Raw genomic sequence first — 24019 nt, 5'->3', positions numbered from 1 at the left:
ACACCCGGATTTTTTTCGTGAGACCGCGTGGATACTGGAGTTTGCCCCTACGTACTCATTAATATATAAGTAAAGACAGTTTGTATGCATCAGTAAGGCGTAGCCGTAAGATACAACTGTCAAACTGTATGAAAGCAGGGTCATGGGGGTTTGCGCGCCGAGCCTGCTCTTTTTATACTTCATCCGGGCCCAGAATCCCCAGCTTGCGTTTCCAGTACCGGGAATAGATGGCGCCCAGGGGATTGTGTGCCAGCAGGCGGTCTTTGGCAACCAATGCCGTCACCGGTCCGTCGCAGTTGGCAGTGAAGATGGCATCGTGCCCTACGCAGAGACCGCAGATGATGAACAGTTCCACGCCTTTTTCCTTTAAGAAGCGGGCCTGGAATTTGGGATTGCACATGGCTTCGTGATCCAGTTCCGGTTTCACCTGCTTGAGCCCGTATTCTTTTTTCGCAAAGCTGCAGTTTTTACAGCAGACGCTGTAAAATTCAAAACCCTGCTGGGTGTAATAGCGCGCGATGTACCGGGCTTCGGCGTTCAGACCGATGCAGAAGGCCATGCCTAATTTCTTATAGCCCATGCATTTGGCAAACTCGGCAATCTCCTGAAGGCGGGTAATGTTGCTGTAAAAAGTTCCCTCCACATAAGCAGCGGCCTGCATCATTTTCAACTCGTCTTCCGTGTAGGCCCGCTTCACTTCTTCCTCAGATACGCCCGTGCAATTGACGCCTTTGGTATAACAGGCGTGGGTGGGGCAGTTTGCACAATCTGCTTTCATGATTTTCCTCCAGTTTTAAGATTCTCTTAATTTAAATCTGCGAACGCTTTGTTTTCAAATTGTAAAACGGTTTTTATTGTGTCATCTTTCATTCCGCTTCATTCATCTTGTGACGGACATGGATCAGCGCTTCGTCCAGAATGTCAATTACGTGCTGGTCGTCCAGGGAATAGTAAATGCTTTTTCCTTCCCGGCGGGCCTTTACCTGGTGCGCCATGCGCAACAGTTTCAGCTGATGGCTGACGGCGGACTGGGTCATTTCCAGTGCGGCGGCTATATCGCTGACGCAGAGTTCGCCGTGGGAAAGGGCGTTGATGATCCGCATGCGCGTTTCATCACCCAGCACTTTGAAAAACTCTGAAACGGCGCTGAGCTGATTTTCTTCCAGCATCTGTGCCTGAACTTTTTTTACGATTACGGGATCGTAGTTTAAAGGAGGGGCAGAGGCGCTTTCTGTTTTCTTGCGCAACGGTTTCGTTGCGGCTTTTTTAGTTGTCATAATAAAACCTGCCTGTTCTGTAATAGTGACAAATGCTCAACACAACAAGAATTATAACATATGTATGATTATAACATATGTTTTGTAAAATTGTTAAAGAATTGCCTTGAAAAAAACATATAACGGGCTTAAGATTAAAAAAACGGGTGATAGTTTTTATCTGAAAAGGGATTTTTACGGAGGGAACTGACATGAAACTGAAGAAACAGATGGTTTTACCTGTTCTGTTATCTCTTTCTGTATTTTTTAGCTCGACGGCAGCAATGTCCGCCTCTGCTTATGCTTCTGCCGCCCCCCGGACCGCAGTGGTAAGGCAGCTGGCGGAAGCCGCACCCAACAACACATCTATTCCGGAAGTGGAAAAGAAGAAACCGGATACGTCTGACCGTTCCGGCAGCGCAAGGTCCCGGAAAGATTCTTCATTTTTTGAGGATCTTCTGGAAAAAATCGCGGTGATGTTTTTGGTGTATATGTTTATAGAAGCAATCAATTCACTGCTGAATGACTTTTTCCATGACGGGGACACGAAGATTAAAATTACGCCGAAGGAGAAGCAGAATCCGTCGAAACAGAACCAGCGCGATAACAACCTGAAACGGATGCCGGGGCAGGAAGTGTAACAAGCCGATAAAAGCAAAAGACGAAACGGAAAGCATGGTTATGCTATGCTGTACTGTTTCGTCTTTTTTATCAGCAATTATTATAAAAAATTCAGTTATAAACTATCCGCTGTCTGTACTTTGATAATACGAAATTTGATAATATGTGATAATCTTTTGCCGGCTGCAGTCCTGTTACAGGTTTCTTTTTTGGAATTCCGCAAACAAGTCCACCGGTTTCTCTGAACAAAGGTTATAGTCCGGGCAGGCTTCTGTCGCTTTGGCCCGGGCCAGCTGCAGATCGTGGTACACGTCCCACTTGGCCTGTACCTGGGCGTGTCCGTACTGACGCAAAATGTACGAGGGGTGGAAGGTGGCGATGCAGTCGTAACCCTGAGGCGTTTTGAACCATTTGCCCCGCTGCCGGGTTATGCGCATGGCGGGGTCGCCTAAGTAGTGCATGGCAACGCTGCCTAACGCCACAATCACTTTTGGCTGCAGAATAGCGAGCTCCCGCTCCAGCCAGATTTTGGCGCAGAAATCCGCTTCCGCGAGGTCCGGTGTCCGGTTGCCTTTGGGGCGGCATTTTACGATGTTGGTGGTCAGTACCCTGTCCCTTGTCATCTGGACCGACCACAGGGCCTTGTCCAGAAGCTGGCCGGAAGGACCGATCAGCGGGCAGCCGTAATCATCCTCCACGCCGCCGGGACCTTCGCCAATAAACACGATGGGGCTGTCCGGATAACCGTACCAGCCTACGGGGGCCTGACAGTCGCCCCGCAGATGACAGGAACTGCATTTATCCAATTGTGCGGCCAGTTCGGCCAGCTGATTTTCTTTTATGCTCATGGTCAACCTCGTGGTATAATATAAAATATAGAAGAACTCATAACACTTACAGTAATCTGTGTAATTATTCTTACAACTAATTTTACAGGAATCAGCTTGATTATGTCAAAATGATTATGCTGCCCGTAAAGAGGTTTTTAGGGACAGCGGAAAGGAAGTATCATGGCAAAGTATTTAGGCGGGATCAAGGATCCGAATATTGAAGTGGTTGGGATTGCCCAACATTTCTTTGACAATGATTTTGATGTTCAGTACTACGATTATAAACTTGATGCACTGACGGTGCAGAAGCACAGCATAGCCAAATCCGTCGTCCGGTATGAAGAGGTTACGGCCGAAACCCTTGTTTCTCCTGACAGAAAGGTGACAGGCGCATTAGCCGGATATCTTGCCGGCGGCCCGGTCTGGGGTGTGATTGGCGCTGTGTTGGGCGGCAATCCGGCGGAGAATGAAAAGCATGTCATACTCTGTGAACTGGATAATGGATGGAAGTTTGCCCTGGAACTGGATAAAAACGAGTATATTGCCTGGAACGATTCTGTGGGCGAAGCGGTAAAAACAAGGCAGTCTTAAACACGGAGGTACCATTATGGAATTTCAGAAATTTGCGGATACGTATGTAGTTCGTCTTGACAAGGGCGAAGAGATTATCGCGTCCCTGCAGGCGCTGTGTGAAAAGGAAAAGATCGCGCTGGGCAGCGTAGAGGGAATCGGCGCCGCGGATCACGCGGTGATCGGATTGTATGACGTGGGGCAGCGGGAGTATCACAAAACGGAATTAAACGGGCCCATGGAGATCACATCCCTCCTGGGCAATATTACCCAAAAGGACGGGGCGGTGTACCTGCATCTGCACATTAATCTCTGCAATAAAGAGATGCAGATTGTGGGCGGTCATCTGAACGAGTGTCGCATCGGTGCTACCGGTGAAATAGTCGTGCGCACGCTGCCGGGAAAGGTAGAGCGGCTGCTGGACGAAAAGGTGACAGGTCTGAATCTGTTTAAGTTTGTGTGAGAGGCACGACGATGAAACGACTGCTTATAGTTATGTTTGCTTTGCTGTTTTGCTTACCGGTTTTTGCGTCCGGTGGTAAGAATACGACGGACAAAGGAAAAACAGCAGATTTGTCAACTGTAAAAAGCGAAGCAAACGAGGCATCAACATCCCTTCGTACTGTCACAGCTCCCGTTATCATCGACAGGCCAGTGCGACTGACAGAATACCGCAAACAGCTGACACGGGAGTATGCATTTCTGCATTACGGGGAGGAATTTACGGAGATTGTTCCTCAGGCGGTCATCGTGCACTGGACGGAATCGCCGGAGACTGACGGGGTGTATGATTATTTTTATAAGGAAGTCAGAAAAGACGGCACGTTGAATGTCTGCTCCCAGTTTCTGGTAGACAGGGACGGCACGATTTTCCGCCTCACGCCGGAGACCATGCTGGACCGCCATGCTATCGGATACAACTGGTGCGCTATCGGCATCGAGAACGTGGGCGGCACTGACAGGAAAGAAGACCTGACTCCGGCACAATTGCAGGCCAATGTGCTGCTGATCCGTTACCTGCGGGAAAAATACCCGACGGTGCGTTATGTGTGGGGGCACTATCAGCAGAAATCAGCGGAGAAGAGCGGGCTGTACAAGGAAAGCGTAAGCGGCTATTATCATGCAAAGGTTGACCCGGGACCGAAGTTTATGAAAGCGTTGCAGAAAAATCTGAAAGATACGGGGCTGCTGTTTTTTAAACCGTAAATTATAAAAGGGGGACACCGGCATAGCGATCCCCGTGTTGCAAAACGCGGGGGTATTATGCTGGTATTTCTTTTTCATGTAAATATCGTGCAAATATAATGTAGCAAAAGCTACAATTTGATTGACACTGTTCCGGCATATTGGTAAAATTACTATGAATAACTTTACGCTGACGTAAGGTCTGTTTCGTATACCCAAAATGAAAAAGTGTTGCGGTGTGCTGTGCGGTTTGCAGAACCGCATTGTTCAGAATTGGTATACGGGAAAAGGGGAAAACAAAATGAAAGTAGCCATTATCATGGGAAGTAATTCAGACTGGCCCATCCTGGAACCAGCTGAGAAAACGTTGAAAGAGTTTGGAGTTGAAGTTGAAGTGGTTGTGGCTTCCGCCCACCGCACGCCGGACCAGGTGCACGAGTTTGCGGCCGGTGCCCGGGACAGGGGCGTGGAAGCGATCATCGCAGCGGCAGGGCTGGCAGCCCATCTGGGTGGCGTCATCGCGGCCTATACTACGTTGCCGGTTATCGGGATTCCCATCAGCGGCGGACCTTTAAAGGGCATGGATGCGCTGCTCAGCTTCGTGCAGATGCCTTCCGGCGTGCCGGTGGCTACCATGGCTATCGACGGAGCGAAGAACGCGGCTATCTTTGCCGTGGAAATTCTGGCCGGTGCCCATCCGGAACTGGTGGAAAAACTGGCGGCCTACAGAGTGAAGATGCAGGAAGAAGTTGCGGCGAAAGCGGCGAAGCTGGCAGCCGTCCGCGGAGAATAAGTAAAAAAGAATGTTAACAGATTGACGGGCAGTTCCCAAAGAACAGGAGGCTTTCATGAGCGAAGAAAAAAAGCAGCTGACCTATGCGGACGCAGGCGTTGACATCGATGCCGGCAACCGCGCGGTAGAACTGATGAAGGACAGCGTGCGGGCCAGTTACCGGCCGGAGGTCATCGGCGACCTGGGCGGTTTTGGCGGTCTGTTTGCGCTGGACACGAAAAAGTACAAAGAACCCATCCTGGTGTCCGGTACGGACGGCGTGGGCACGAAATTAAAATTTGCGTTTCTCACCAATAATCACAGCACCATTGGCCAGGACGCGGTAGCCATGTGCGTCAACGATATCCTGGTGCAGGGCGCGGAGCCGCTGTTCTTTTTGGATTACATCGCGGTGGACAAGGTGGATTCCCAGAAGGTGGCGGACATCGTCAAAGGCGTGGCAGACGCATGCCGGGAAAGCGGCTGCGCCCTGATCGGCGGTGAGACCGCGGAGATGCACGGCTTTTACGCAAAAGATGAATACGACATTGCCGGCTTCTGTGTAGGAGTGGCGGAACGCAGCAAGATGATCACCGGGGAAAAGGTAAAGGCCGGAGACATTTTACTGGGTCTGCCTTCTTCCGGTGTGCACTCCAACGGGTTTTCCCTGGTGCGGAAGATTTGTTTTGATGTGATGAAGTTTACGGTAGATACCCCGATTCCGGAATTCGGCTGCACCTTGGGTGAAAAACTGCTGACGCCTACCCGCCTGTATCCGAAGACCTGCCTGCCGCTGATTCAAAAGTTTGACATCCACGGCATGGTGCACATTACCGGCGGCGGTTTCTATGATAATATTCCCCGGATCCTGCCGGAGGACTGCGACGCGGAAGTCCGCGCGGACGCCTGGGACGTTCCCGTTGTGTTCAAGAAACTGCAGGAGTGGGGCAACGTGTCGGATAAGGAAATGTACCGCACGTTCAACATGGGCGTAGGCATGGTGCTGGTGGTTGACCCGGCGGAAGCGGACGCAGTACGGAAACACCTGAAAGATAACGGGGAGACTTTCTACGAACTGGGTAAGGTAATTCCGGGTCATAAGACCACGGTGATGAAAGGCGGCGTTTTCGGTGAGTAAGAAAATCGGCGTAGTGGTCAGCGGACGGGGCAGCAACCTCCAGTCCATCATCGACCACATTGCGGAAGGCAAACTAAATGTAGAGATTGCCGTGGTGGTCAGCGACCATAAAGAAGCCTTTGCACTGGAACGGGCGGCCAAAGCCGGCATCCCCACGGCCGTAGTGGAACGGAAAGGCTGCAAGGACAAAGCGGAGTTTGAAGACAAAATTGACGCGGCGCTGCGGGAAGCCGGCGCGGAAGCGGTTGTGCTGGCCGGGTTCATGCGTATCCTCACCGGGCATTTCATCAGCCGCTGGGAACATAAGATTATCAACATCCATCCGGCGCTGCTGCCGAGCTTCAAGGGGCTGGACGCCCAGGGCCAGGCAGTGGATTACGGTGTTAAGGTAGCAGGATGCACGGTGCATTTTGTAGACGAAGGCACGGACACGGGCCCCATCATTTTACAAAAGGTTGTGCCGGTACTGGACGACGACACGGAGGAGACCCTGGCGGCCCGGATTTTAAAGGAAGAACATAAGGCCCTGCCGGAAGCAATCCAGCTTTGGGCAGACGGCAAACTGACCATTCAGGGCCGGAAGGTTTATGTGGCAAGATAAAATATGTTTTGATAGTTCGCGTTACTGTTGCGACGCAAATTTACAGATTCGTTTTGAATTCAGCTATATGAGAATTTGAGAACGTAAAACGGAGAAGTAAGGCAGAGAGGAGTACGTATGAAAATCAAGAGAGCGTTACTGAGCGTTTCCGACAAAAAGGACATTACCAAACTGGCCGCGTTCCTCCATGAGAACGGGGTGGAGATCATCTCTACCGGCGGCACCATGAAAGCCATTAAGGACGCGGGCATTCCCGTAACCTATGTCAGCGACGTGACCGGGTTTCCGGAAATCATGGACGGTCGGGTAAAGACCCTGAACCCGAAGATTCACGGCGCGATTTTAGGTGTGCGCAGCAATCCGGAACACATGGCCCAGATGAAAGAGCACGGCATTACCCCCATCGATCTGGTGGTAGTTAACCTGTATCCTTTCAAGCAGACCATTGAAAAACCGGGGGTAACAGAAGCGGAGGCCATTGAGAATATTGATATCGGCGGACCGGCCATGGTGCGGGCCTCGGCCAAAAATTTCCGCGATGTGGTGATCATCACCAATCCGGAACGCTACGGCAAGCTGATGGATATGCTGAAGAAAGACGGCGACATCGATCTGAAGACAAGAAAATCCCTGGCTATGGAAGCGTTCAAACATACTTCCGAATATGATGCCATGATTACCGGCTATCTGCAGAAACAGCTGGAAAAGTAAACAGAACTGCGAAAAGCACTGGTTAGCATCGTGCCCGTGCTTTTGAAAAATAAAAACTGTGAGGCTTGATGTATGAATATTTTATTGATTGGCGGCGGCGGTCGGGAACATGCCCTGGCATGGAAAATGGCCCAGAGCAGCCAGGTAGAGAGTATCCGCGTGGTACCGGGTAACCCCGGGATTGCGGAACTCCCCAAATGTAAATGTGTTGCACTGGACCTGAATGATCTGAACAAGGTTGCGGATTATGCGGAAGAGCACAGCATCGATTTGACGGTGGTGGGGCCGGAAGCTACATTGGTGGCAGGAATCGCCGATGTATTCCGTTCCCGGGGGCTGCCGATTTTCGGGCCCAACAAGAATGCGGCAGAACTGGAAGGATCCAAAGCCTTTTCCAAAAACCTGATGCAGAAGTACCATATTCCCACCGCGGCGTTTAAAGTGTGCACGGATATTGATTCTGCCAAAGCCTTTGTGGAAGAGCAGGGCGCTCCTATCGTGGTAAAGGCGGACGGCTTGGCGGCCGGCAAGGGAGTAGTGGTGGCCACGACCAAGGAAGAGGCCATGGCGGCCATTGATGAGATGATGGCGGACCACAAGTTCGGCGAAGCCGGCGCCCGGGTAGTATTGGAAGAGTTCATGGAGGGGGAGGAAGCATCCCTGCTGGCGTTTACCGACGGCAAGATTGTGGTGCCCATGGTTGCTTCCCAGGACCATAAGCGTGTTTATGACGGGGACAAAGGCCCCAATACCGGCGGTATGGGGGCTTATGCCCCGGCTCCGGTTATGACGGAAGCCCTGCGCATCAAAGCGGAAGAAACCATTTTGAAACCTGTGATTGCAGCGTTAAACAAAGAAGGAAGAACCTATTGTGGCTGTCTGTATGCCGGCCTTATGATTAAGGGTGACAGCGTGAGAGTCGTAGAGTTCAATTGCCGTTTTGGCGATCCGGAGACACAGGTAGTGTTGCCTCTTCTGGACAGCGATCTGGTGGAAATCATGCTGGCCTGTGCCACGGGGACGCTGGATGCTTCCATGGTGAAATGGAAGAATCAGGCTACCGTCTGTGTGGTTATGGCTTCCGGCGGATATCCTGCATCCTATGAGAACGGAAAAGTCATTACCGGCCTGAAAGAAGCGGGTGGCATGGAAAACGTTGTGGTGTTCCATGCAGGCACTAAAGCTGTGGGCAACGATGTTGTGACGGCCGGCGGCCGCGTATTAGGTGTAACCGCGACTGCGAAAGATATCAAGAGTGCCAAGAACTTTGCCTATGCTGCGGTGGAAAAGATTCACTTCGACAAGGCGCATTACCGGAAGGACATTGCCTGGCGCGCCCTGAACCGCTAAAAGACAGGACTTAATACAAAGGAAAAAACCGGATTACGGAAACTCTGATCCGGGGATATTTTTCATAAAAAATCTTTTGCTTTTTTTGCTTTTCTGTGCTATGATACGTTTTAAAATATTTTCAGGAAAGGGAAGGTGTTACCATTGGCTTTTTATTACGATGAACCCGCGCATACCTTTAGTGAGTATCTGTTAGTTCCGGGGTATTCTTCTTCTGAATGTATTCCCGATAATGTGAACCTGGTCACCCCGCTGGTGAAGTTCAAAAAGGGTGAAGAACCGGCTATCAGCTTGAATATTCCCATGGTTTCCGCTATTATGCAGTCTGTTTCCAATGACAAACTGGCTGTGGCCCTGTCCCGGGAAGGCGGCTGCTCTTTCATTTACGGTTCCCAGACAGTGGAGGACGAAGCGCAGATGGTGCGGAATGTGAAGAGTCACCGCGCCGGCTTTGTCGTCAGCGATTCCAACATTACGCCGGACAGCACGCTGGCAGATGTACTGGCGTTAAAGGAAAAAACCGGTCATTCCACCGTTGCCGTTACCAGTGACGGAACGGTAAACGGCAAGATGGAAGGCATCATTACCAGCCGTGACTACCGTGTCAGCCGTATGGACCTGAGCACGAAGGTACGGGACTTTATGACTCCCATCAGCAAACTGATCGTAGGTAAAAAGGATACTACCCTGCAGCAGGCCAACGACATCATCTGGGACAACAAGCTGAACACGCTGCCCATTATTGACGACGACGGGCGTTTGTTATACATGGTATTCCGCAAGGACTATGTTTCCCATAAAGAGTACCCGCTGGAATTGCTGGACGATAAGAAACGCCATGTAGTAGGCGCCGGCATCAACACCCGGGATTACGCGGAACGGGTTCCGGCCCTGGTGGAAGCAGGGGCAGACGTATTGTGCATCGACTCCTCCGAAGGCTTCTCCGAATGGCAGAAGATCACCCTGAAATGGATCCGCGATCATTACGGCGATAAAGTAAAAGTAGGCGCCGGCAATGTGGTTGACGCGGAAGGCTTCCGTTTCCTGGCGGATTGCGGTGCCGACTTTGTCAAGGTTGGTATTGGCGGCGGTTCCATCTGCATTACCCGGGAGACCAAAGGTATCGGCCGCGGACAGGCAACTGCCCTGATTGATGTTTGCAAAGCCCGTGATGAGTATTTCAAAGAGACCGGTGTGTATGTTCCCGTCTGCAGTGACGGCGGCATCGTTTACGATTACCACATGACCCTGGCTTTGGCTATGGGAGCGGACTTCCTGATGCTGGGCCGTTATTTCGCCCGCTTCGATGAAAGCCCCACCAACAAGGTCAACGTGAACGGCAGCTACATGAAAGAATACTGGGGCGAAGGTTCCAACCGTGCGCGGAACTGGCAGCGCTACGACATGGGCGGTTCCCAGAAGCTGTCCTTTGAAGAAGGCGTGGATTCCTATGTTCCTTACGCAGGCAGCCTGAAGGACAACGTGAACCTGACCCTGGCCAAGATCCGCAGCACCATGTGCAACTGCGGCGCCCTTAACCTGGGCGAACTGCGCGAGAAAGCGAAACTGACACTGGTTTCCGCAACTTCCATCGTGGAAGGCGGTGCTCATGACGTATTGCTGAAGGATAACACGGCAGCTACCTATGCAAAATGATGTGAGGCTATGAAAAAGTTTGTAACTGGTTTGTTAGCGGGAGGTCTGTTGCTTGCCGGGAGTTCGGTCCTGGCAGCGAACGATGCCGCTGAAACCGTAAAGAATGAAAAGAAAACGGAACCAGTGACGACAACAGCGCCGTCACAGGCTGTTTTATCCAAAAGCAGGGGGACCATGGTTTACGTTCCCATGGATACCCGTCCTGTCTGCAAAGATTACACGGTTGCGACCATGCAGGCCGCAGGCTGGAACATAGTGGTTCCGCCGGATGAACTGCTGTCTTCTTTGCAACGGGAGGGACAGCCGGACAAGCTGCTGGAGTGGCTGGAGCAGAATGCGCAGGAAGCAGTGGCGATTGTGGCCAGCGCCGATGCGCTGATCTATGGCGGCCTGGTGGATTCCCGGACGCACCATATCGAACCTTCCGTGCTGCAATCCAGGGCGGAGCGGCTGCTTTCCCTGAAGCAGAAAAAACATTCCCCTGATATTTATGTGTTTGTGACCATCATGCGCACGCCTAAAGCCAGCGCTGCGCCGGCAGAACCGGTTTATTATGAGGAATGGGGTGGCAAGCTGTTCCGGCAGGGCGCGCTGCTGGATAAAAACGAATTGCAGGGGCTTTCCCGTAAGGAAAGCAAAGAACTGCAGGCGCTGAATCATGAGATCCCCCGTAATGTAATTGCAGATTTCTACGGCCGCCGCCGGGATAACGTCCGGACGACGGAACTGCTGCTGCATGGCATTGAAAGTGACAGCTTCAACTACCTGCTGGTGGGCCGTGACGATACCAGCCCCCTGTCCCAGGCTCACAAGGAAGCCCGTTACATGTCTTCCCTGGTGAACAACTTTTCCAATACGAAGATCCGTTTCTTCTCTGGCGCCGACCAGTTAGGTCTGGTGCTGCTGACACAGGCGGCCAACCGGCTGACGTACAATACGCCGCTGGTGTATACGGAGTTCGGGGCAGGCAAGGGCGGAGCTACAGTTCCCACCTACGAAGACGATACGGTGGCGGAATCGGCGAAACAGCACATTTTTGCGGCAGGAGGATTCCCGTCCAAAAATCCGGACACGGCAGATTACATTTTGCTGGTCAATACACCGTATAACGGAAAGACCCTGGAAGCTTCCGACGTAAAGAACAGCGGCGTTGCAGATAAAAACACAAAAGCCTTTGCGGATAGAGTGCAGACCTGGCTGGAACAGGGAAAAAAGGTGATTGTATCTGACTCAGCGTATGGCAACGGAGCGGACAATGCGCTGGTGAAAGAACTGTTCCGGCGGGGCATTGCGTATGATCTGGCGGCCTACGGCGGCTGGAACACCTCCGGCAATACGCTTGGTTTTGCTCTGTCCCAGGGAATCGAATCCCCGTACTATGAAGGGAATGCGGCGAAAGACCTGCTGACGGTGCGTTATCTGGACGACTGGGCTTATCAGGCCAACGCCCGCATGGATGTGTATAAGAATGTGATCTGGCCGAATTATATGCCTAACTCCGGCTATACTCCGGAACAGAAGCGCATTGCGGAAGCCGCCATCAAAGAAAGCATCACCAAAGTTTCGGAACCGGTGATGGGGGATGTGGCTAAGGATTACGATTTCAAACTTCCCTGGAGCCGCATGTTTGAAGTGCAGCCCATAAAAATAGATAAATCCATGTAAGAAGCGGCTTCCTGATGAAATTGCTCTGACCGGTGCTTCCTTTCTTTTCCTGCTTAAAAATCTAAATAACCGCAATAAAAATACCCGGAAATTTTTCTTCCGTAATCACACAGAAGAAAAACTCCGGGATTTTGTTTTTTATAACTGTTTTAAACGATTACTGTTCTAATCTGCCAGCGTTTCGCTTTTTATAATTGTCCGGAGCGGTAAACCGAATGTTTCCGCAAACCAGTCTTCCAGCGCCTGTAATTGTTGCATTTCGATAGCGGCATTTTCAGCTGTATGAATCTCCAGCGTGGCCGACGTGCTGTCGGCACCGGGGATAATGGCGGTTACGGTATTGCTTTCCGAGTAATCCAGGCTTTCCGCCAAAGCGAGGAGTAACGCCAGTATGCCTGCGATGTTCCAGTCCTTTTCCTTCAGCAGGGGACGGTAGGCGTGGTTTTTAAAATAGCGTTTGGCAATGCCGTTATGCCAGCCGGCGGTCACGGCGCAAAGCATCTGCTCCGCATGGGTCAGGCCGAAAATCTTTGCGTTCAGGATCATGTAAGCGGAGTGGCGGGCATGACTGTAATAGTTGATGGTGATGCCGATATCGTGGAGCAGCGCGGCTGTTTTCAGGATCTTCCTGTACTGCCGGCCCAGACCGTGCAGCCCGTGCCAGCCGTCAAACATGGACAAGGCCAGGTCGGCCACGTGGCGGTTATGCTCGATATTTACTGAGAAAAGGCGCAGTACGTTCTGGGTGCTTTCTTCCAGAATATCATCCGCAATCAGGGGTACATTATTCGTTTTGGAATAGTAATCATAAAACAGGCCTTCCCGCAGACCGCAGCCCGATGTAACGATGCGTTTGCTGTTCGTCTGTGTGAGCAGGCAGTTGATAATGGAAGCGCCGGCGAGAATGATGTCGGCGCGTTCTTCCGAAAGGCCGGGGATGTTCCTGCGTTCTTCCAGTGTAGTGCCCTGCAGTTTTTTGAACAGCGCACGGAAACTCTGGGCGCTGAAGATGTAATTGTGGACCCGGCTGGAAGGATAATTCCGGCTTCTCTGGATCATCTTGGCAACGGTACGGGCCGTACCGCCGACGCCGATCAGAGGCAGATTGGCATCCTTCAGCCAGGGATACTGTTCCATCCGGGTGGAGATAAAGAAATTGATATCGCTGTACACTGCAGTTGGCATGGTGTCGCGGATATGGAAAATATCCGTTGTGTTTACAGCTCCCAGGGGGATGGAAACAGATTCAACCAGTTTGCGGTTCCGGAAGAGGATCAGCTCTGTGGAGCCGCCGCCAAGGTCAAAAACGATGCCGTCTTTCATGGGCAGGGTATTGATTACGCCCAGATAACTGAGCTGTGCTTCCATGCTGCCGGAGATAATGTGTAACCGGATCCCAGTCTTTTCAAACACTTCTTTGGCCAGCTGGCTGCCGTTCCGGGCATTACGGATCGCGGCGGTGGCCACGGCGATGATTTTGTCCGTCTTATACTGCCGGCACATGTAGGCAAAAGACTGCATGACCTGCAGCGTGCTGTCGAATGCTTCTTTGGAAAGCAGTCCGTCGCCCTCCGTCTTTTGCGCAAGCCGCAGCATCTCTTTCTGATTGAAGACCATGTTGTAGGAGCCGCTTTTGTAAATGTGGCTGATGACAAGGCGGGCTGAGTTGGAGCCGATGTCGATGATTGCGATTCTCTGCATAACGCTTCTCCCGTATGGGTAAGGAACCGGTTCTTCAATAGCACGGTTCCCGGCCGGAATTTTTACCTGCAACTGATAATCCGTTTTCTTTGCAGGATGTTTACAGCTTTCTTCTTACCTGTCTATTATACCGCATTCTGTGAAATTGACAAAATTTCATAAAATATATTTTAAAGATATGGCTTTTTACAAGGATTTTTCAGAATTATGTCGAAAAACTTAAATGATAACTATATGCAGATAAACAGTAAACACTTATAAAAATTACGGAGAAGATTATGAAACGCAAAACTTATACAACGCTGGCGGCGATCCATCTGGGCTCTGAGATGCTGCGCCTGCGGATCGTGGAGTACCGCAGTCTGAGCCGGATCAAGGTCATAGAGCAGTGCGAGTATCCGATCCGCCTGGGGGAAGAGGCTTTTAAGAACAAAAGCATTCCCTTCTCCATGGTAGAAGAAATCTGCCAGGTGCTGCAGGGATTCAAGGAACTGATGCAGGAATACGGCACGGACGTGTATACGGCCCAGGCAACTACGGCGGTGCGGGAAGCCAGCAATAAAGTGTTTATGCTGGACCAGATCAAACTGCGGACCGGACTGGATGTGACCGTGGCGGAAATGCCCATGGAAATTTATACAAAGTATGTGGCTATCCGTAAGACTGTGAGGGACCAGCATATTTCCAGTGACAAAGGCCTGATGCTGCTGGACATTTCCTCCGGCGGCCTGGGGGTATCCCTGGTGCAGGATGAACAGATTCGGTTCCAGGAGAATTTCCATATCGGCATCATTCGGATTAAGGAAAGCTTTAATAATTACCAGCGCAGCAGCCTGCATTTCAACAAAGCGCTGATGCAGTTTTTGTCCAGCACCATGGGACCGGTGCGCAAAGCGCTGGAAGGACAGGCAGTAAAATACCTGGTGCTCTCCGGTACGGAAACAGAACTGCTGCTGAAAGTAATGGGTATTCGCAACAAAAATAAAGTGCAACGGGTCACTACTGAAGATTTCCGGAATTTCTTTGAAAAGGTCCGGAAGCTGAACCTGCCCCAGCTGCGGAAGACGTATCAGTTGACAGAAACGGAAGCGGAACTGGCGCTGCCTATGGTGCTGCTTTACGAAAAACTGCTGGACCTTGCGCCCGCGGCTAAGGAGATTATCATTACCAGCGATACTTTCCTGGACGGGTTGATTCTGCTGCGAATCATCCGGGAAAAAGATGAGAATTACACCCGTATGCTGGAAGAGGAAAAGATGAGCCTCGTCCATCATGTTGGGGAAGATTATGAGTATGATTACAGACATGTGACCCAGGTGGAACGGCTGGCGCTGGTCATCTTTGACCGCATCGGGAAAAAGTACGGGCTGGACGATCATTGCCGTCTGCTCCTGCGGGCGGCGGCCATCCTGCACGATATCGGCAAGTATGTTTCCATGCGCAGCCATTCCCTGTACTCCTATCAGCTGATTATGGGAACCGACTTGCTGGGCTTTACGGAAGAGGACAAACAGGTCATCGCTATGGCATCCTACTACCATGCCCACAACGTGCTGGAGCGTGACGAAAAACGGGTGCCGGAACTGAAAAGCGAACTGGTTCCCGTGGTGGCGAAACTGTCCGCCATCATCCGGCTGGCCGACGCGCTGGACAGGAGTTACATGCAGAAGATACAGCAATGCAAGGTAACCCTGCACAACCGGGAACTGACCATCGAAGTGGTCAGCAAGGCTGATCTGGATCTGGAAGAGTGGACCTTTGCTTCCAAAGTGTTGATGATGGAAGAAGTATACGGATTTAAAGTACGTCTGGAACGGGTGGAATCATTATGAGCGAAAGTAAGAGTAAGACCGGCGCTGGGACAAAACGCAATGTAGTGGCGGCCGAAAAGAAAACGGCAAGCGCAGTAAAAAAAGCTGCGGCTGTCGTAAAAAAGAGAATCAAAAGCGCGGCGGCCAACGCGCCTGTGCAGGATAAACCAACCGCGGTAAAAGCAAATAAAGTCAGCAAAGCGGACCTGAAACGGCCGGAGTATTTCTTCAACCGGGAACTGAGCTGGCTGAAATTTAACCTGCGGGTGCTGCGGGAAGCGGAAGTGAAAACTACGCCGATTCTGGAGCGCCTGAAATTTATAGCTATTACGTCATCAAACCTGGACGAGTTCTTCATGGTCCGGGTAGCCGGACTGTGGGATCAGTATGAAAACGGTGTGACCAGTAAGGATCCTTCCGGATTGACGGTACGGGAACAGCTCAGGATGATCTCTCAGGCGGCCCATGAGCAGATGAAGCTGGAAAGCAAGATTCTGACGGACGTGCTGGACGATTTGAAAAAGGCCGGCGGACCTGAAATCAAGACTATCGATGCGTGCAGCGACGAAGGGAAAGAGTGGCTGGAGAATTATTATCAGGAAGTGGTGTATCCCGTATTGACGCCCATGGCGGTGGACGCCTCCCGTCCGTTCCCGTTTCTGGGCAACAAGACCCTGAACCTGGCCGTGCAGCTGATCACGGTGGACGGGGAAGAAAGCATGAGCGTGGTGCAGGTACCATCCCTGCTGCCCCGCCTGATCGAAATCCCGGTAGAAGAAAAGCGCACATTTATCTATCTGGAAGAACTGATCACCATTCATTGCAAATACCTGTTCCGGGGCTGCCAGATCCTGGACGTGGTACCTTTCCGTCTGACCCGGGACAGCGACCTGGATGTGGATGAGGACGATATTGAAGACCTGCTGCGGGAAATTGAAAAATCCCTGCGGCAGCGGAAACGGGGCGCGGCCCGCCGATTAGAAATCGCGAAGACCGGCAATAACAGCATCAAAAAGTTTTTGGAAGATAATCTGGACCTGACGGACGAAGAAATCTATGAGATTTCCGGACCGTTGGATGCAACCTGCTTTTTTAAGTTTGTGTCGTTGGACAAGATGTGGCCCTGGCTTCATGAGCCTTTTGTGCCCCAACGCCCGAAAGATCTGCCGGAGTACGACAATCTGTTTGACCGCATTAAGGAAAAGGATATTTTACTGTTCCATCCCTACGAAAGCTTTGATCCGGTGGTGAAGTTCGTCAGCGATGCCGCCAGTGACCCCAATGTGCTGGCTATCAAACAAACCCTGTACCGCGTCAGCGGAAATTCGCCCATTGTGGCGGCACTGGCCCGGGCTGCGGAAAACGGCAAGCAGGTCACGGTACTGGTAGAACTGAAAGCCCGCTTTGATGAAGAGAACAACATCCTCTGGGCCCGACGTCTGGAAAAAGCAGGCGCCCATGTAATCTACGGTCTGGTAGGGCTGAAGACCCATGCCAAAATCATTCTGGTGGTGCGACAGGAGCCTGACGGTATCAAACGCTACGTGCATCTGGGTACCGGAAACTACAACGACAGCACGGCCAAGCTGTACACCGACATGGGGCTGATGACGGCCAACGACCAGTTCGGCAGCGATGCCTCCGCTTTCTTTAATCTGTTGTCCGGTTATTCCAAGGCGCCTGTCTGGAACAAGCTGGTGATGGCGCCCATCGGGCTGCGGGAAAAAATCTATGAGCTGGTGGATAATGAAATCCGCATCGTAAAAGAAGGCGGGGAAGGGCACATTATCGCCAAGATGAATTCCCTGCTGGACCAGCCGGTCATCCAGAAATTATATGAAGCTTCCATGGCAGGCGTGGAGATTGAACTGATTGTCCGGGGCATCTGCACCCTGCGCCCCGGTCTGGAAGGCATCAGCGACAACATCACCGTGCGCAGCATTGTGGGACGGCAACTGGAACACAGCCGTATCTTCTGGTTCGCCAACAACGGCGACGAGCAGCTCTTTATGAGCAGCGCCGACTGGATGCCCCGTAATCTGAACGACCGCGTGGAGCTGTTCTTCCCGGTGGAGAATGAAGAGCATATTCTACGCATCAAGAGCATCCTGCAGTTGTATCTGGAGGACAACGTAGGCGCCCACATGATGCAGAGCAATGGCAACTACCGGAGAGTCGTGGCCGGAAAGGGAAAAGAAATCAGCTCCCAGAGCATTCTCTACGAACAGGCCCAGCTGGCAGCAGCGGAAAACATGGAAAAGATACCCATGGAGCAGCGTCTGCGTCCGGCGCCAAGGCAGGAAGACGAAGAATAAGAAAAGTATTGTTAAATTGCCCATTCTTTGATATAATAATATGGAATTTTGAGGAGGGACACTATGATGGAAAAATTTACCGTGACGATTAACTATCACGGAAATTACGGATATATTGAATATGATCCGGAGACCAAATCCGCAGCTGTGCATCTGGGAGTGGAAGCCCCTAAGGCCGCTGTGGAAAAGTATCTGGGGGAACCCCATACATTTAAGGTGTGCGTGGGACCTACCATCCGGGATTTTAAAGAAGTGACGCTGCAGCCGCTGGAAAGCCTGGAAAACTTTCAGCTTTGCCTGACCCGCATGTGGGTCGCCATTGATGTACGGGTGGAATGGAGCATGCCGCCCGGAATGGCTGAAAATCTGTAACAATCAAAATGCCGGCGTCAAACCGGCATTTTCTCTCTTTATGCGTGTTGCGCGAAAAGCGTGTGTAAAAAGTTTATAATTGTTTTATATGGTTCCGTAGCTCAGCTGGATAGAGCGACCGCCTCCTAAGCGGTAGGCCAAAGAAAAAATTCCAATTTGAAAATTTAGTATTCATGCGTGTTTGGACCCCCTTCCTCATAAAGTGTCCGATAAGAAGCGCGAAAATTTCGCGAAACTTTTTCAAGTTTGATAATTCCTGCAGGATAATGGCTGATATTGTCTGCAACTTTACTTAATAACGTTTTTAAAGGTTCCGTAGCTCAGCTGGATAGAGCAGCGCCCTCCTAAGGCGAAGGTCGGCAGTTCGAATCTGCCCGGGATCACCAATAATAAACCCCTGACTTCATTAAGAGTCAGGGGTTGTTTTTTATGGTTTGGGCGAATCGTCCTCCGGTTTATCGTCCTTTTTCCTGTCCATCAACTGCTGATAGGTGTTGGACAATGCTTCCACACCTTCCTTGCGGCTTGCGTTAAGCGTTCTAAGGTAGATCATTGTGGTGGACAGGCTTTTATGTCCAAGCATCGTCTGGACGGTCGTCAAGGGGACCTGGTTGTTGACGGAGTAACTGGCAGCCATACGACGAAACCCATGTACATCGATTGACGGAAGACCGTTCTTCTTCAGGAAGCTGCGCATAAAGTGGTGAAAACTGCTTCTGCTGGGCAGTTCCGCTTCCGGTTGACGACTCTTTTTTACTGTGCGTTTAAGGAATATATACTGGTTGGGGTTTTCTATCTTGCGGCTGTGAAGCCATTCCGTCTGATAGGTCTTATGCTTGCGTAACAGACTTATGCAGAAGTCGTCACAGTAAACGGTTCGCGTCTCCATACCCTTGGTACGGTTCTGGATCCGTGTCTGATTGTGTTCAGTATATATATCTTTTGATATTGTAATCTGCATAGTATCAAAATTAATGTCATTCCAGGTCAGGGCTATGAGTTCGCCTGACCGTGCCCCTGTGATAAGGGCAAGATAGAAGAAGAGCTGGTTCTTAACGTTCGTCCCGTTCTCCTTCAGTTCGAACAGCTTCTGCAGCAATATACCCAACTGATGGTCTTCCAGTATGGGCTTTACCTTGTAGTTAGGTCTGGGACGTTTATCCTTGGGGATATCGTCAATAGGGTTATGGGTGATATAGTTCCATTCTTTTGCCTTGTTGAACATGGTGCGGAGTATGCGGAAATACCAGAAGATGGTTGCAGGAGCGATATCTCCGCTATGATTGTCTAGCCTTTCACCATCGGCTTTTAAATCGTTAAGGTAATCTGTTATGATGTCAGCCGATATCTTATTCAGGCGTATATGTCCGAAGTAGGGTATCAGACGGGAATCAAGGGCATTCCTGTAACCGCTGAAGGTGTTGGGGCTGATTGCATTTCTGCGACGTTCCAACCAGATTTCAGCGAACTGATCAAAGCGTATCCTGTTTGCGTTCTGCGGGGGCTTTTTTGTGAATTCCAGGTACAGTTCCTGCAATTTCTTGTCTGCCTGCGCTTCCGAGCAGGGGCCGATAGTCTGGCTTATTCTGTTGGGCTTTCCGTCAGCCCTGAACTTGTTGCTGACGTACAATCGCCATTTGCATTTGCCTGTATTTGCAAGCAGGTCAGGGTCTAATGGTTTTTTATGTCCTGGCATGGGTTATCTTACCTCCTTAAGTAATGAGGCGACAGCAGAACATCTGCTGCCGCCCCTTTTGTTTTAACTTGCCAGTCCTAGTCTTTTGGCCATAAATGCCTGTACACGCTTACGTGAGAACACGAAACGTCTTCCGACTTTCATAGCTGGCAGCTTTTTTTCGCGGATCCACGCATAGATTATGTTTTTGGTGATTTTCCCGCCAAACATTTTAATTACGTCTTCAACGTAAATCAAATCTTCGGAATTAATAGTTGAATCTTTTGTGTTCTTTTCTTCGTTCATTGTTGTCTCCTTGTATTAATCAGAATAACGCTTTTTATTCATCTACACTGATTGCATTGATTAAACCGTTGTTAGGCATGCGATCTGGCCCATCTGTTCCTACATACGGGTTCAGTGCACGGATCTCATTCGGCAGTAACAGGTTTTTAAGGATGTCCGCATAAGGCATCCTGAAAAGGATGTTGGTCTTTATAGGTCCGTTCAGGAACGGTAAAGGTTTTACCAATTCCGGAAGCAGCGGGAAAATCAGCTTCTTATATTTGTTGTTGATGAGCTTCACAGCTTCCAGTTCGTTGCCAACCTCGATCAAAACCATATCGCCCACATGAATGAAGTCGTTGACCGCTATACCGATATCTGTGTAGACGCCACAATACTCTTTGTTCCACAGCACGAACACTCTTCCGGTTATCAAAAACTATTCATAATGGAGTTTCCTATATTCCGGAAAACTTAAAGGGTACAACAATTTTGTACATCCGTTTTTTAGTATATATATTCTGATATTTCCACTCGCGGTTTTAGACGCTCGTGAAATATCAGCAAGTAAGAGAATGTATACACATTATTATTATTGGAGGTCAAAACAAATGGAACAACTCTATGAAAATGTAAAACTTCAGCAGATTCGTAAAACAAAAAAGTATAAAGATGAGAATTGCAAAAAGAATAAAAGAATTTCGCTTCGGATTACCAAACATCAGCATGAAGAAATCTCTAAACTTGCCAAGAACAATGGTCTGACAGTAACCCAGTATATGATCAGTAAGGCTTTTGAACAGCCCAGGCTCAAATTCGATATTGGAAAAGAAATAGCGGTAATGAGTGAGTCCATCAACCAGATCAACCGCGACCATTATGCAATGGGGGATAACCCTGACGAATGGCAGTCACAGTCTGATCGTATCGAAAGCATTTTGAGTAATGTTAAAGATTTAGAAGAAAACTTTGAACAGTTTAAAAAGGATCTATATAAGAGTTACCTTTCAGACTTCGAAAGGGAAAAGTTCGAACGACAAGAAAAAAGATTAGAGGAAAAAGATAAGAAGAACAAAGGGCAGGAGGAATAACACCATGGCAATTTTCCACTATATTTCGGATTCAAGATATACACTGGATGGTGTTATCAGATACATCAGAGGACGTCTAAATAAAGGAAACGATGTTAGGCAAACATCAAAGCATTATGGTAATGTAAGTGACTACGATGGTTTGTTTGTAGATCCTGATCATGCAGCTATGGACATGTTGTTGTTCAAAAATATCTGTTCAAAAGAAGGTGGATCACAGTATAAACATTTCGTATTGTCATTGGAAGACAACGAACTGGTAAGGTATCTTAATTGCATGACCCCTGAAGGGCTTAATCGTTGGGATGTGTTCTGGGACGTAGCCTGGGCTATACAGGATATTACAAATTGCCAATTGGTTTATGCAGTGCATACCAACACAAAAAATATTCATATGCATATAATCATCAATCCGATTCGTATGGATACCTACCAGAAGCTTAACATCGATTACCAGATGTTTTATGGTATGATTGGAACCTTAAATGAAATTCTAAGGAGCTACAGACTTCGAGAAATCAGAGGTGGCCAAGGGTTCTGCAGAGATGATGATGACCAGATTATTAATAATGACGATACAGAAAGAAAGTGGTGGAACATCTATCCAACCGGAATTGAATATTTAATTCCCCAGTCATGAGGCAAAGGTAGTTCAGGTAATACAGAATAAAAGACGATAAAATGGGGAGTGGAGTTATTGCTCTGCTCCCTATAAGCTTTTGTTGTAGATTATCAACATACATATGCTGTAATCAAAAGCATTTGATCCAATTTTGAAGGAGAACTTTCCCAAACTTTCAGGTGAGGATGGTCAGAGGAACCCATAAGGCTACAGACTTAGTTAATTAAGGTGAAGTCCAGGGTTGTCTTCTGTATGGTGCTGAAATGCTGATTATGTCAGGTTTGTCAACTTTGTCAGGTTCGTCATGTGAAAAAACGTGTTAAAAATGGCTATAAACAGTTAAAACTTGCTAAAAATCGCTTGACGGAACTATTGCCTGACGAAATATGTGAAGGGGTGTTCTTCCTGTATAGATAATCTGTAAGGGCAGCTGTTTTCCAGATCCAGGCGTAAAGTTTGCCTGAATCGGACGTGATTGAGGATATGGATGGGAAAGTATTCGTTCATGAACTGCAGTGTTCTGTACTGAACTTTTGGAATGAATGTGGAATAATGTCACTGGTTATGCTAAATGATATAAGAAAAAGAGTGGGGTTACTGGTTTTGGATATTGCATCTGATACAGCATGAAAGATTTGAACAGTGATGACAAGTTAAGCGTCAGGGCTTTTCCAGACGTAAGTTCTAGGTTCGTCAAGTGGAAAATAAATTGTTTTGCTTATTTTCTTGGGAAATATATACGTAAAATCGCCTGACGAACCTGACGAAGTTGACGAATTTGACGATTTTCATTTCGGAATATGTGAAGAAACCTGGCATGGATCAGTCAGGGGCCTTCTTTTTTATACTATAATTCTTTGGCATTAATAAAGACAGTGGATGGACGTAAGCAGACAAATTGAAGTTTTTTTTAACAGCCGTAGATTTTTCTGCGGCTGTTTTGCTATAATTAAAAAAAACGGTGGAGGTGCTTTATGGAAATCAAACAGATTCGCAATGCAACGATTCGCGTTTTATATGCAGGCAAGACGTTTCTGATAGATCCCTGGCTTTTGGAAAAAGGACGGATGGGATGTTTTTTGGATATCCCGAATCATCCGTTTCATGTTCCGGATACAGCGAAAGAAGGGATACCGATGCCAATGTGCGCGCTGCCTGAACCGGTAGAGGAAATACTGAAAGGCGTAGACTATTATATTGTAACGCATATTCATCCTGACCATGTTGACATGGCGCCGGATGGCACGGTAGGAGGATTGTTGGACAAAACGGTGCCTGTTTTGGTGCAGAATGAAACAGACGGCAAGGTGTTCCGTGCATCCGGCTTTGAACAGGTCCTTGTGTTAGGGGAAACCGCGTATGCCTGCGGTGATGTTTCAATCACCCGGACACCGGCGTTGCATGGCGTGATAGAACCCTGCGGAGAAGCATGCGGTGTTTTATTTCAGGCAAAACAGGAAAAGACACTGTATGTTGCAGGGGATACGATCTGGACTACAGAAATAAAAAAGACGCTGCAGACTTTTACGCCGGATGTGGTGGTATTGAACGCCTGCGCTGCGGAACTGGTCGGTTTTGGACGGTTAATCATGAATGACGAAGATGTGGAAGCGGTTGCCAGGACCGTACCGGATGCGCAGATTGTCATCAGCCATATGGATACAGTGGCGCATGCATCCATAACCCGTTATACAATGCGCGGCTTGCTGGCAAAGCGCGGCGTGGAATATTTGATGCCTGAAGACGGGGAGACGCTGGCGTTTAACTGAACAGAACCCGGTTTTATAAATTG

24 protein-coding genes and 2 tRNA genes are annotated in these 24019 nt (G+C 49.5%); 19 read left to right on the top strand and 7 right to left on the bottom strand.

Annotation, left to right across the window (positions count from 1 at the left end; genetic code table 11):
* Positions 1 to 172: 172 nt before the first annotated feature.
* Both BM159_RS06290 and BM159_RS06285 read right to left on the bottom strand, forming a co-directional pair.
* Positions 173 to 778: a DUF1847 domain-containing protein gene (locus BM159_RS06290; protein ID WP_093913407.1), complete on the bottom strand. Its 606-nt coding sequence runs from the start codon at positions 776 to 778 to the stop codon at positions 173 to 175.
* A gap of 88 nt (positions 779 to 866) precedes the next feature.
* Positions 867 to 1277 (bottom strand): ArsR/SmtB family transcription factor, encoded by a 411-nt coding sequence (locus tag BM159_RS06285; RefSeq protein WP_093913406.1) that lies wholly within the window; start codon positions 1275 to 1277, stop codon positions 867 to 869.
* A 191-nt stretch (positions 1278 to 1468) separates the two neighbouring features.
* Between BM159_RS06285 and BM159_RS06280 the strand changes: the two genes are divergently transcribed.
* Entirely contained in the window at positions 1469 to 1897 is a 429-nt protein-coding gene (locus tag BM159_RS06280; RefSeq protein ID WP_093913405.1) for a hypothetical protein, read from the top strand.
* Positions 1898 to 2071: 174 nt separating this feature from the next.
* On the opposite strand, the gene BM159_RS06275 is transcribed toward BM159_RS06280, so the two are convergent.
* Positions 2072 to 2725, bottom strand: a complete 654-nt coding sequence (locus tag BM159_RS06275) for a uracil-DNA glycosylase (RefSeq protein WP_093913404.1) — start codon at positions 2723 to 2725, stop codon at positions 2072 to 2074.
* Positions 2726 to 2887: 162 nt separating this feature from the next.
* Between BM159_RS06275 and BM159_RS06270 the strand changes: the two genes are divergently transcribed.
* The 10 genes from BM159_RS06270 to BM159_RS06225 all read left to right on the top strand — a co-directional run bounded on the left by BM159_RS06270 (position 2888) and on the right by BM159_RS06225 (position 12355).
* The gene (locus tag BM159_RS06270) at positions 2888 to 3298 is read left to right on the top strand and encodes a hypothetical protein (protein WP_093913403.1); all 411 of its coding nucleotides are present in this window, start codon (positions 2888 to 2890) and stop codon (positions 3296 to 3298) included.
* A gap of 16 nt (positions 3299 to 3314) precedes the next feature.
* Positions 3315 to 3740, top strand: coding sequence for a PPC domain-containing DNA-binding protein (locus BM159_RS06265; RefSeq protein ID WP_093913402.1), 426 nt, complete (start codon positions 3315 to 3317; stop codon positions 3738 to 3740).
* 11 nt (positions 3741 to 3751) lie between these two features.
* Complete coding sequence (locus BM159_RS06260) at positions 3752 to 4483, top strand: peptidoglycan recognition protein family protein (RefSeq protein ID WP_245763662.1); 732 nt, start codon at positions 3752 to 3754, stop codon at positions 4481 to 4483.
* Between the two features lie 280 nt (positions 4484 to 4763).
* Entirely contained in the window at positions 4764 to 5255 is a 492-nt protein-coding gene (gene purE, locus BM159_RS06255) for a 5-(carboxyamino)imidazole ribonucleotide mutase (protein WP_093913474.1), read from the top strand.
* A 55-nt stretch (positions 5256 to 5310) separates the two neighbouring features.
* Positions 5311 to 6372, top strand: coding sequence for a phosphoribosylformylglycinamidine cyclo-ligase (purM, locus tag BM159_RS06250; protein ID WP_093913401.1), 1062 nt, complete (start codon positions 5311 to 5313; stop codon positions 6370 to 6372).
* Complete coding sequence (gene purN / locus BM159_RS06245; RefSeq protein ID WP_093913400.1) at positions 6365 to 6973, top strand: phosphoribosylglycinamide formyltransferase; 609 nt, start codon at positions 6365 to 6367, stop codon at positions 6971 to 6973. Before purM ends, purN begins: the two co-directional genes overlap by 8 nt.
* A gap of 117 nt (positions 6974 to 7090) precedes the next feature.
* Positions 7091 to 7684 (top strand): IMP cyclohydrolase, encoded by a 594-nt coding sequence (locus BM159_RS06240; protein WP_093730246.1) that lies wholly within the window; start codon positions 7091 to 7093, stop codon positions 7682 to 7684.
* 72 nt (positions 7685 to 7756) lie between these two features.
* Positions 7757 to 9034, top strand: a complete 1278-nt coding sequence (purD, locus tag BM159_RS06235) for a phosphoribosylamine--glycine ligase (RefSeq protein ID WP_093913399.1) — start codon at positions 7757 to 7759, stop codon at positions 9032 to 9034.
* A 144-nt stretch (positions 9035 to 9178) separates the two neighbouring features.
* On the top strand, positions 9179 to 10690 hold the full coding sequence (locus BM159_RS06230) for an IMP dehydrogenase (RefSeq protein WP_093913398.1): 1512 nt from the start codon (positions 9179 to 9181) through the stop codon (positions 10688 to 10690).
* 9 nt (positions 10691 to 10699) lie between these two features.
* Positions 10700 to 12355 carry a DUF4127 family protein gene (locus BM159_RS06225; protein WP_093913397.1) on the top strand — a complete coding sequence of 552 codons (1656 nt, stop codon included), beginning with the start codon at positions 10700 to 10702 and terminating at the stop codon, positions 12353 to 12355.
* 165 nt (positions 12356 to 12520) lie between these two features.
* Here BM159_RS06225 and ppx read toward each other — a convergent pair whose 3' ends face one another.
* Positions 12521 to 14056: an exopolyphosphatase gene (ppx, locus tag BM159_RS06220; RefSeq protein ID WP_093913396.1), complete on the bottom strand. Its 1536-nt coding sequence runs from the start codon at positions 14054 to 14056 to the stop codon at positions 12521 to 12523.
* A gap of 278 nt (positions 14057 to 14334) precedes the next feature.
* On the opposite strand from ppx, the gene BM159_RS06215 reads away from it, so the two are divergent.
* From BM159_RS06215 to BM159_RS06200, 5 genes are all read left to right on the top strand, one after another.
* A complete protein-coding gene (locus BM159_RS06215) occupies positions 14335 to 15888 on the top strand; it encodes a Ppx/GppA phosphatase family protein (RefSeq protein WP_093913395.1) in 1554 nt (517 codons plus the stop codon).
* Positions 15885 to 18182, top strand: a complete 2298-nt coding sequence (locus tag BM159_RS06210; protein WP_093913394.1) for an RNA degradosome polyphosphate kinase — start codon at positions 15885 to 15887, stop codon at positions 18180 to 18182. The genes BM159_RS06215 and BM159_RS06210 overlap by 4 nt, the downstream gene beginning before the upstream one ends.
* 63 nt (positions 18183 to 18245) lie before the next feature.
* Positions 18246 to 18554: a hypothetical protein gene (locus BM159_RS06205; protein ID WP_093913393.1), complete on the top strand. Its 309-nt coding sequence runs from the start codon at positions 18246 to 18248 to the stop codon at positions 18552 to 18554.
* Positions 18555 to 18644: 90 nt separating this feature from the next.
* Positions 18645 to 18744 (top strand) — tRNA-Arg (locus BM159_RS11960).
* A gap of 119 nt (positions 18745 to 18863) precedes the next feature.
* Positions 18864 to 18940: transfer RNA gene (locus BM159_RS06200), tRNA-Arg, on the top strand.
* A 41-nt stretch (positions 18941 to 18981) separates the two neighbouring features.
* Here BM159_RS06200 and BM159_RS06195 read toward each other — a convergent pair.
* The 3 genes from BM159_RS06195 to BM159_RS06185 all read right to left on the bottom strand — a co-directional run bounded on the left by BM159_RS06195 (position 18982) and on the right by BM159_RS06185 (position 20929).
* Positions 18982 to 20250, bottom strand: a complete 1269-nt coding sequence (locus BM159_RS06195) for a tyrosine-type recombinase/integrase (protein ID WP_093913392.1) — start codon at positions 20248 to 20250, stop codon at positions 18982 to 18984.
* 63 nt (positions 20251 to 20313) lie between these two features.
* Positions 20314 to 20535: a helix-turn-helix domain-containing protein gene (locus BM159_RS06190; protein WP_093913391.1), complete on the bottom strand. Its 222-nt coding sequence runs from the start codon at positions 20533 to 20535 to the stop codon at positions 20314 to 20316.
* A gap of 34 nt (positions 20536 to 20569) precedes the next feature.
* Entirely contained in the window at positions 20570 to 20929 is a 360-nt protein-coding gene (locus tag BM159_RS06185; RefSeq protein ID WP_093913390.1) for a hypothetical protein, read from the bottom strand.
* A 196-nt stretch (positions 20930 to 21125) separates the two neighbouring features.
* Between BM159_RS06185 and BM159_RS06180 the strand changes: the two genes are divergently transcribed.
* From BM159_RS06180 to BM159_RS06170, 3 genes are all read left to right on the top strand, one after another.
* Entirely contained in the window at positions 21126 to 21605 is a 480-nt protein-coding gene (locus tag BM159_RS06180; RefSeq protein WP_093913389.1) for a plasmid mobilization protein, read from the top strand.
* Between the two features lie 4 nt (positions 21606 to 21609).
* Positions 21610 to 22245 (top strand): relaxase/mobilization nuclease domain-containing protein, encoded by a 636-nt coding sequence (locus BM159_RS06175; protein WP_093913388.1) that lies wholly within the window; start codon positions 21610 to 21612, stop codon positions 22243 to 22245.
* Between the two features lie 956 nt (positions 22246 to 23201).
* A complete protein-coding gene (locus BM159_RS06170) occupies positions 23202 to 23996 on the top strand; it encodes an MBL fold metallo-hydrolase (RefSeq protein ID WP_093913387.1) in 795 nt (264 codons plus the stop codon).
* Positions 23997 to 24019 lie beyond the last annotated feature (23 nt).

Origin of the sequence: Succiniclasticum ruminis DSM 9236, from assembly GCF_900112895.1 — a bacterium.
In the GTDB taxonomy this organism is placed as follows: domain Bacteria; phylum Bacillota; class Negativicutes; order Acidaminococcales; family Acidaminococcaceae; genus Succiniclasticum; species Succiniclasticum ruminis.
Note: the sequence above shows the minus strand (reverse complement) of the source record. Positions and strands in the feature narration are given on the sequence as shown.

Bases quoted from the DNA above. Each gene is read 5' to 3' on its own strand.
- purM (WP_093913401.1), top strand. From the start codon at position 5,311: ATGAGCGAAGAAAAAAAGCAGCTGACCTATGCGGACGCAGGCGTTGAC.
- BM159_RS06275 (WP_093913404.1), bottom strand. From the start codon at position 2,725: ATGAGCATAAAAGAAAATCAGCTGGCCGAACTGGCCGCACAATTGGAT.
- ppx (WP_093913396.1), bottom strand. From the start codon at position 14,056: ATGCAGAGAATCGCAATCATCGACATCGGCTCCAACTCAGCCCGCCTT.
- BM159_RS06180 (WP_093913389.1), top strand. From the start codon at position 21,126: ATGGAACAACTCTATGAAAATGTAAAACTTCAGCAGATTCGTAAAACA.
- BM159_RS06240 (WP_093730246.1), top strand. From the start codon at position 7,091: ATGAAAATCAAGAGAGCGTTACTGAGCGTTTCCGACAAAAAGGACATT.
- BM159_RS06290 (WP_093913407.1), bottom strand. From the start codon at position 778: ATGAAAGCAGATTGTGCAAACTGCCCCACCCACGCCTGTTATACCAAA.
- purE (WP_093913474.1), top strand. From the start codon at position 4,764: ATGAAAGTAGCCATTATCATGGGAAGTAATTCAGACTGGCCCATCCTG.
- BM159_RS06190 (WP_093913391.1), bottom strand. From the start codon at position 20,535: ATGAACGAAGAAAAGAACACAAAAGATTCAACTATTAATTCCGAAGAT.
- BM159_RS06285 (WP_093913406.1), bottom strand. From the start codon at position 1,277: ATGACAACTAAAAAAGCCGCAACGAAACCGTTGCGCAAGAAAACAGAA.
- BM159_RS06210 (WP_093913394.1), top strand. From the start codon at position 15,885: ATGAGCGAAAGTAAGAGTAAGACCGGCGCTGGGACAAAACGCAATGTA.
- BM159_RS06270 (WP_093913403.1), top strand. From the start codon at position 2,888: ATGGCAAAGTATTTAGGCGGGATCAAGGATCCGAATATTGAAGTGGTT.
- BM159_RS06170 (WP_093913387.1), top strand. From the start codon at position 23,202: ATGGAAATCAAACAGATTCGCAATGCAACGATTCGCGTTTTATATGCA.
- BM159_RS06215 (WP_093913395.1), top strand. From the start codon at position 14,335: ATGAAACGCAAAACTTATACAACGCTGGCGGCGATCCATCTGGGCTCT.
- purD (WP_093913399.1), top strand. From the start codon at position 7,757: ATGAATATTTTATTGATTGGCGGCGGCGGTCGGGAACATGCCCTGGCA.
- BM159_RS06195 (WP_093913392.1), bottom strand. From the start codon at position 20,250: ATGCCAGGACATAAAAAACCATTAGACCCTGACCTGCTTGCAAATACA.
- BM159_RS06225 (WP_093913397.1), top strand. From the start codon at position 10,700: ATGAAAAAGTTTGTAACTGGTTTGTTAGCGGGAGGTCTGTTGCTTGCC.
- BM159_RS06205 (WP_093913393.1), top strand. From the start codon at position 18,246: ATGATGGAAAAATTTACCGTGACGATTAACTATCACGGAAATTACGGA.
- BM159_RS06260 (WP_245763662.1), top strand. From the start codon at position 3,752: ATGAAACGACTGCTTATAGTTATGTTTGCTTTGCTGTTTTGCTTACCG.
- BM159_RS06265 (WP_093913402.1), top strand. From the start codon at position 3,315: ATGGAATTTCAGAAATTTGCGGATACGTATGTAGTTCGTCTTGACAAG.
- BM159_RS06175 (WP_093913388.1), top strand. From the start codon at position 21,610: ATGGCAATTTTCCACTATATTTCGGATTCAAGATATACACTGGATGGT.
- BM159_RS06280 (WP_093913405.1), top strand. From the start codon at position 1,469: ATGAAACTGAAGAAACAGATGGTTTTACCTGTTCTGTTATCTCTTTCT.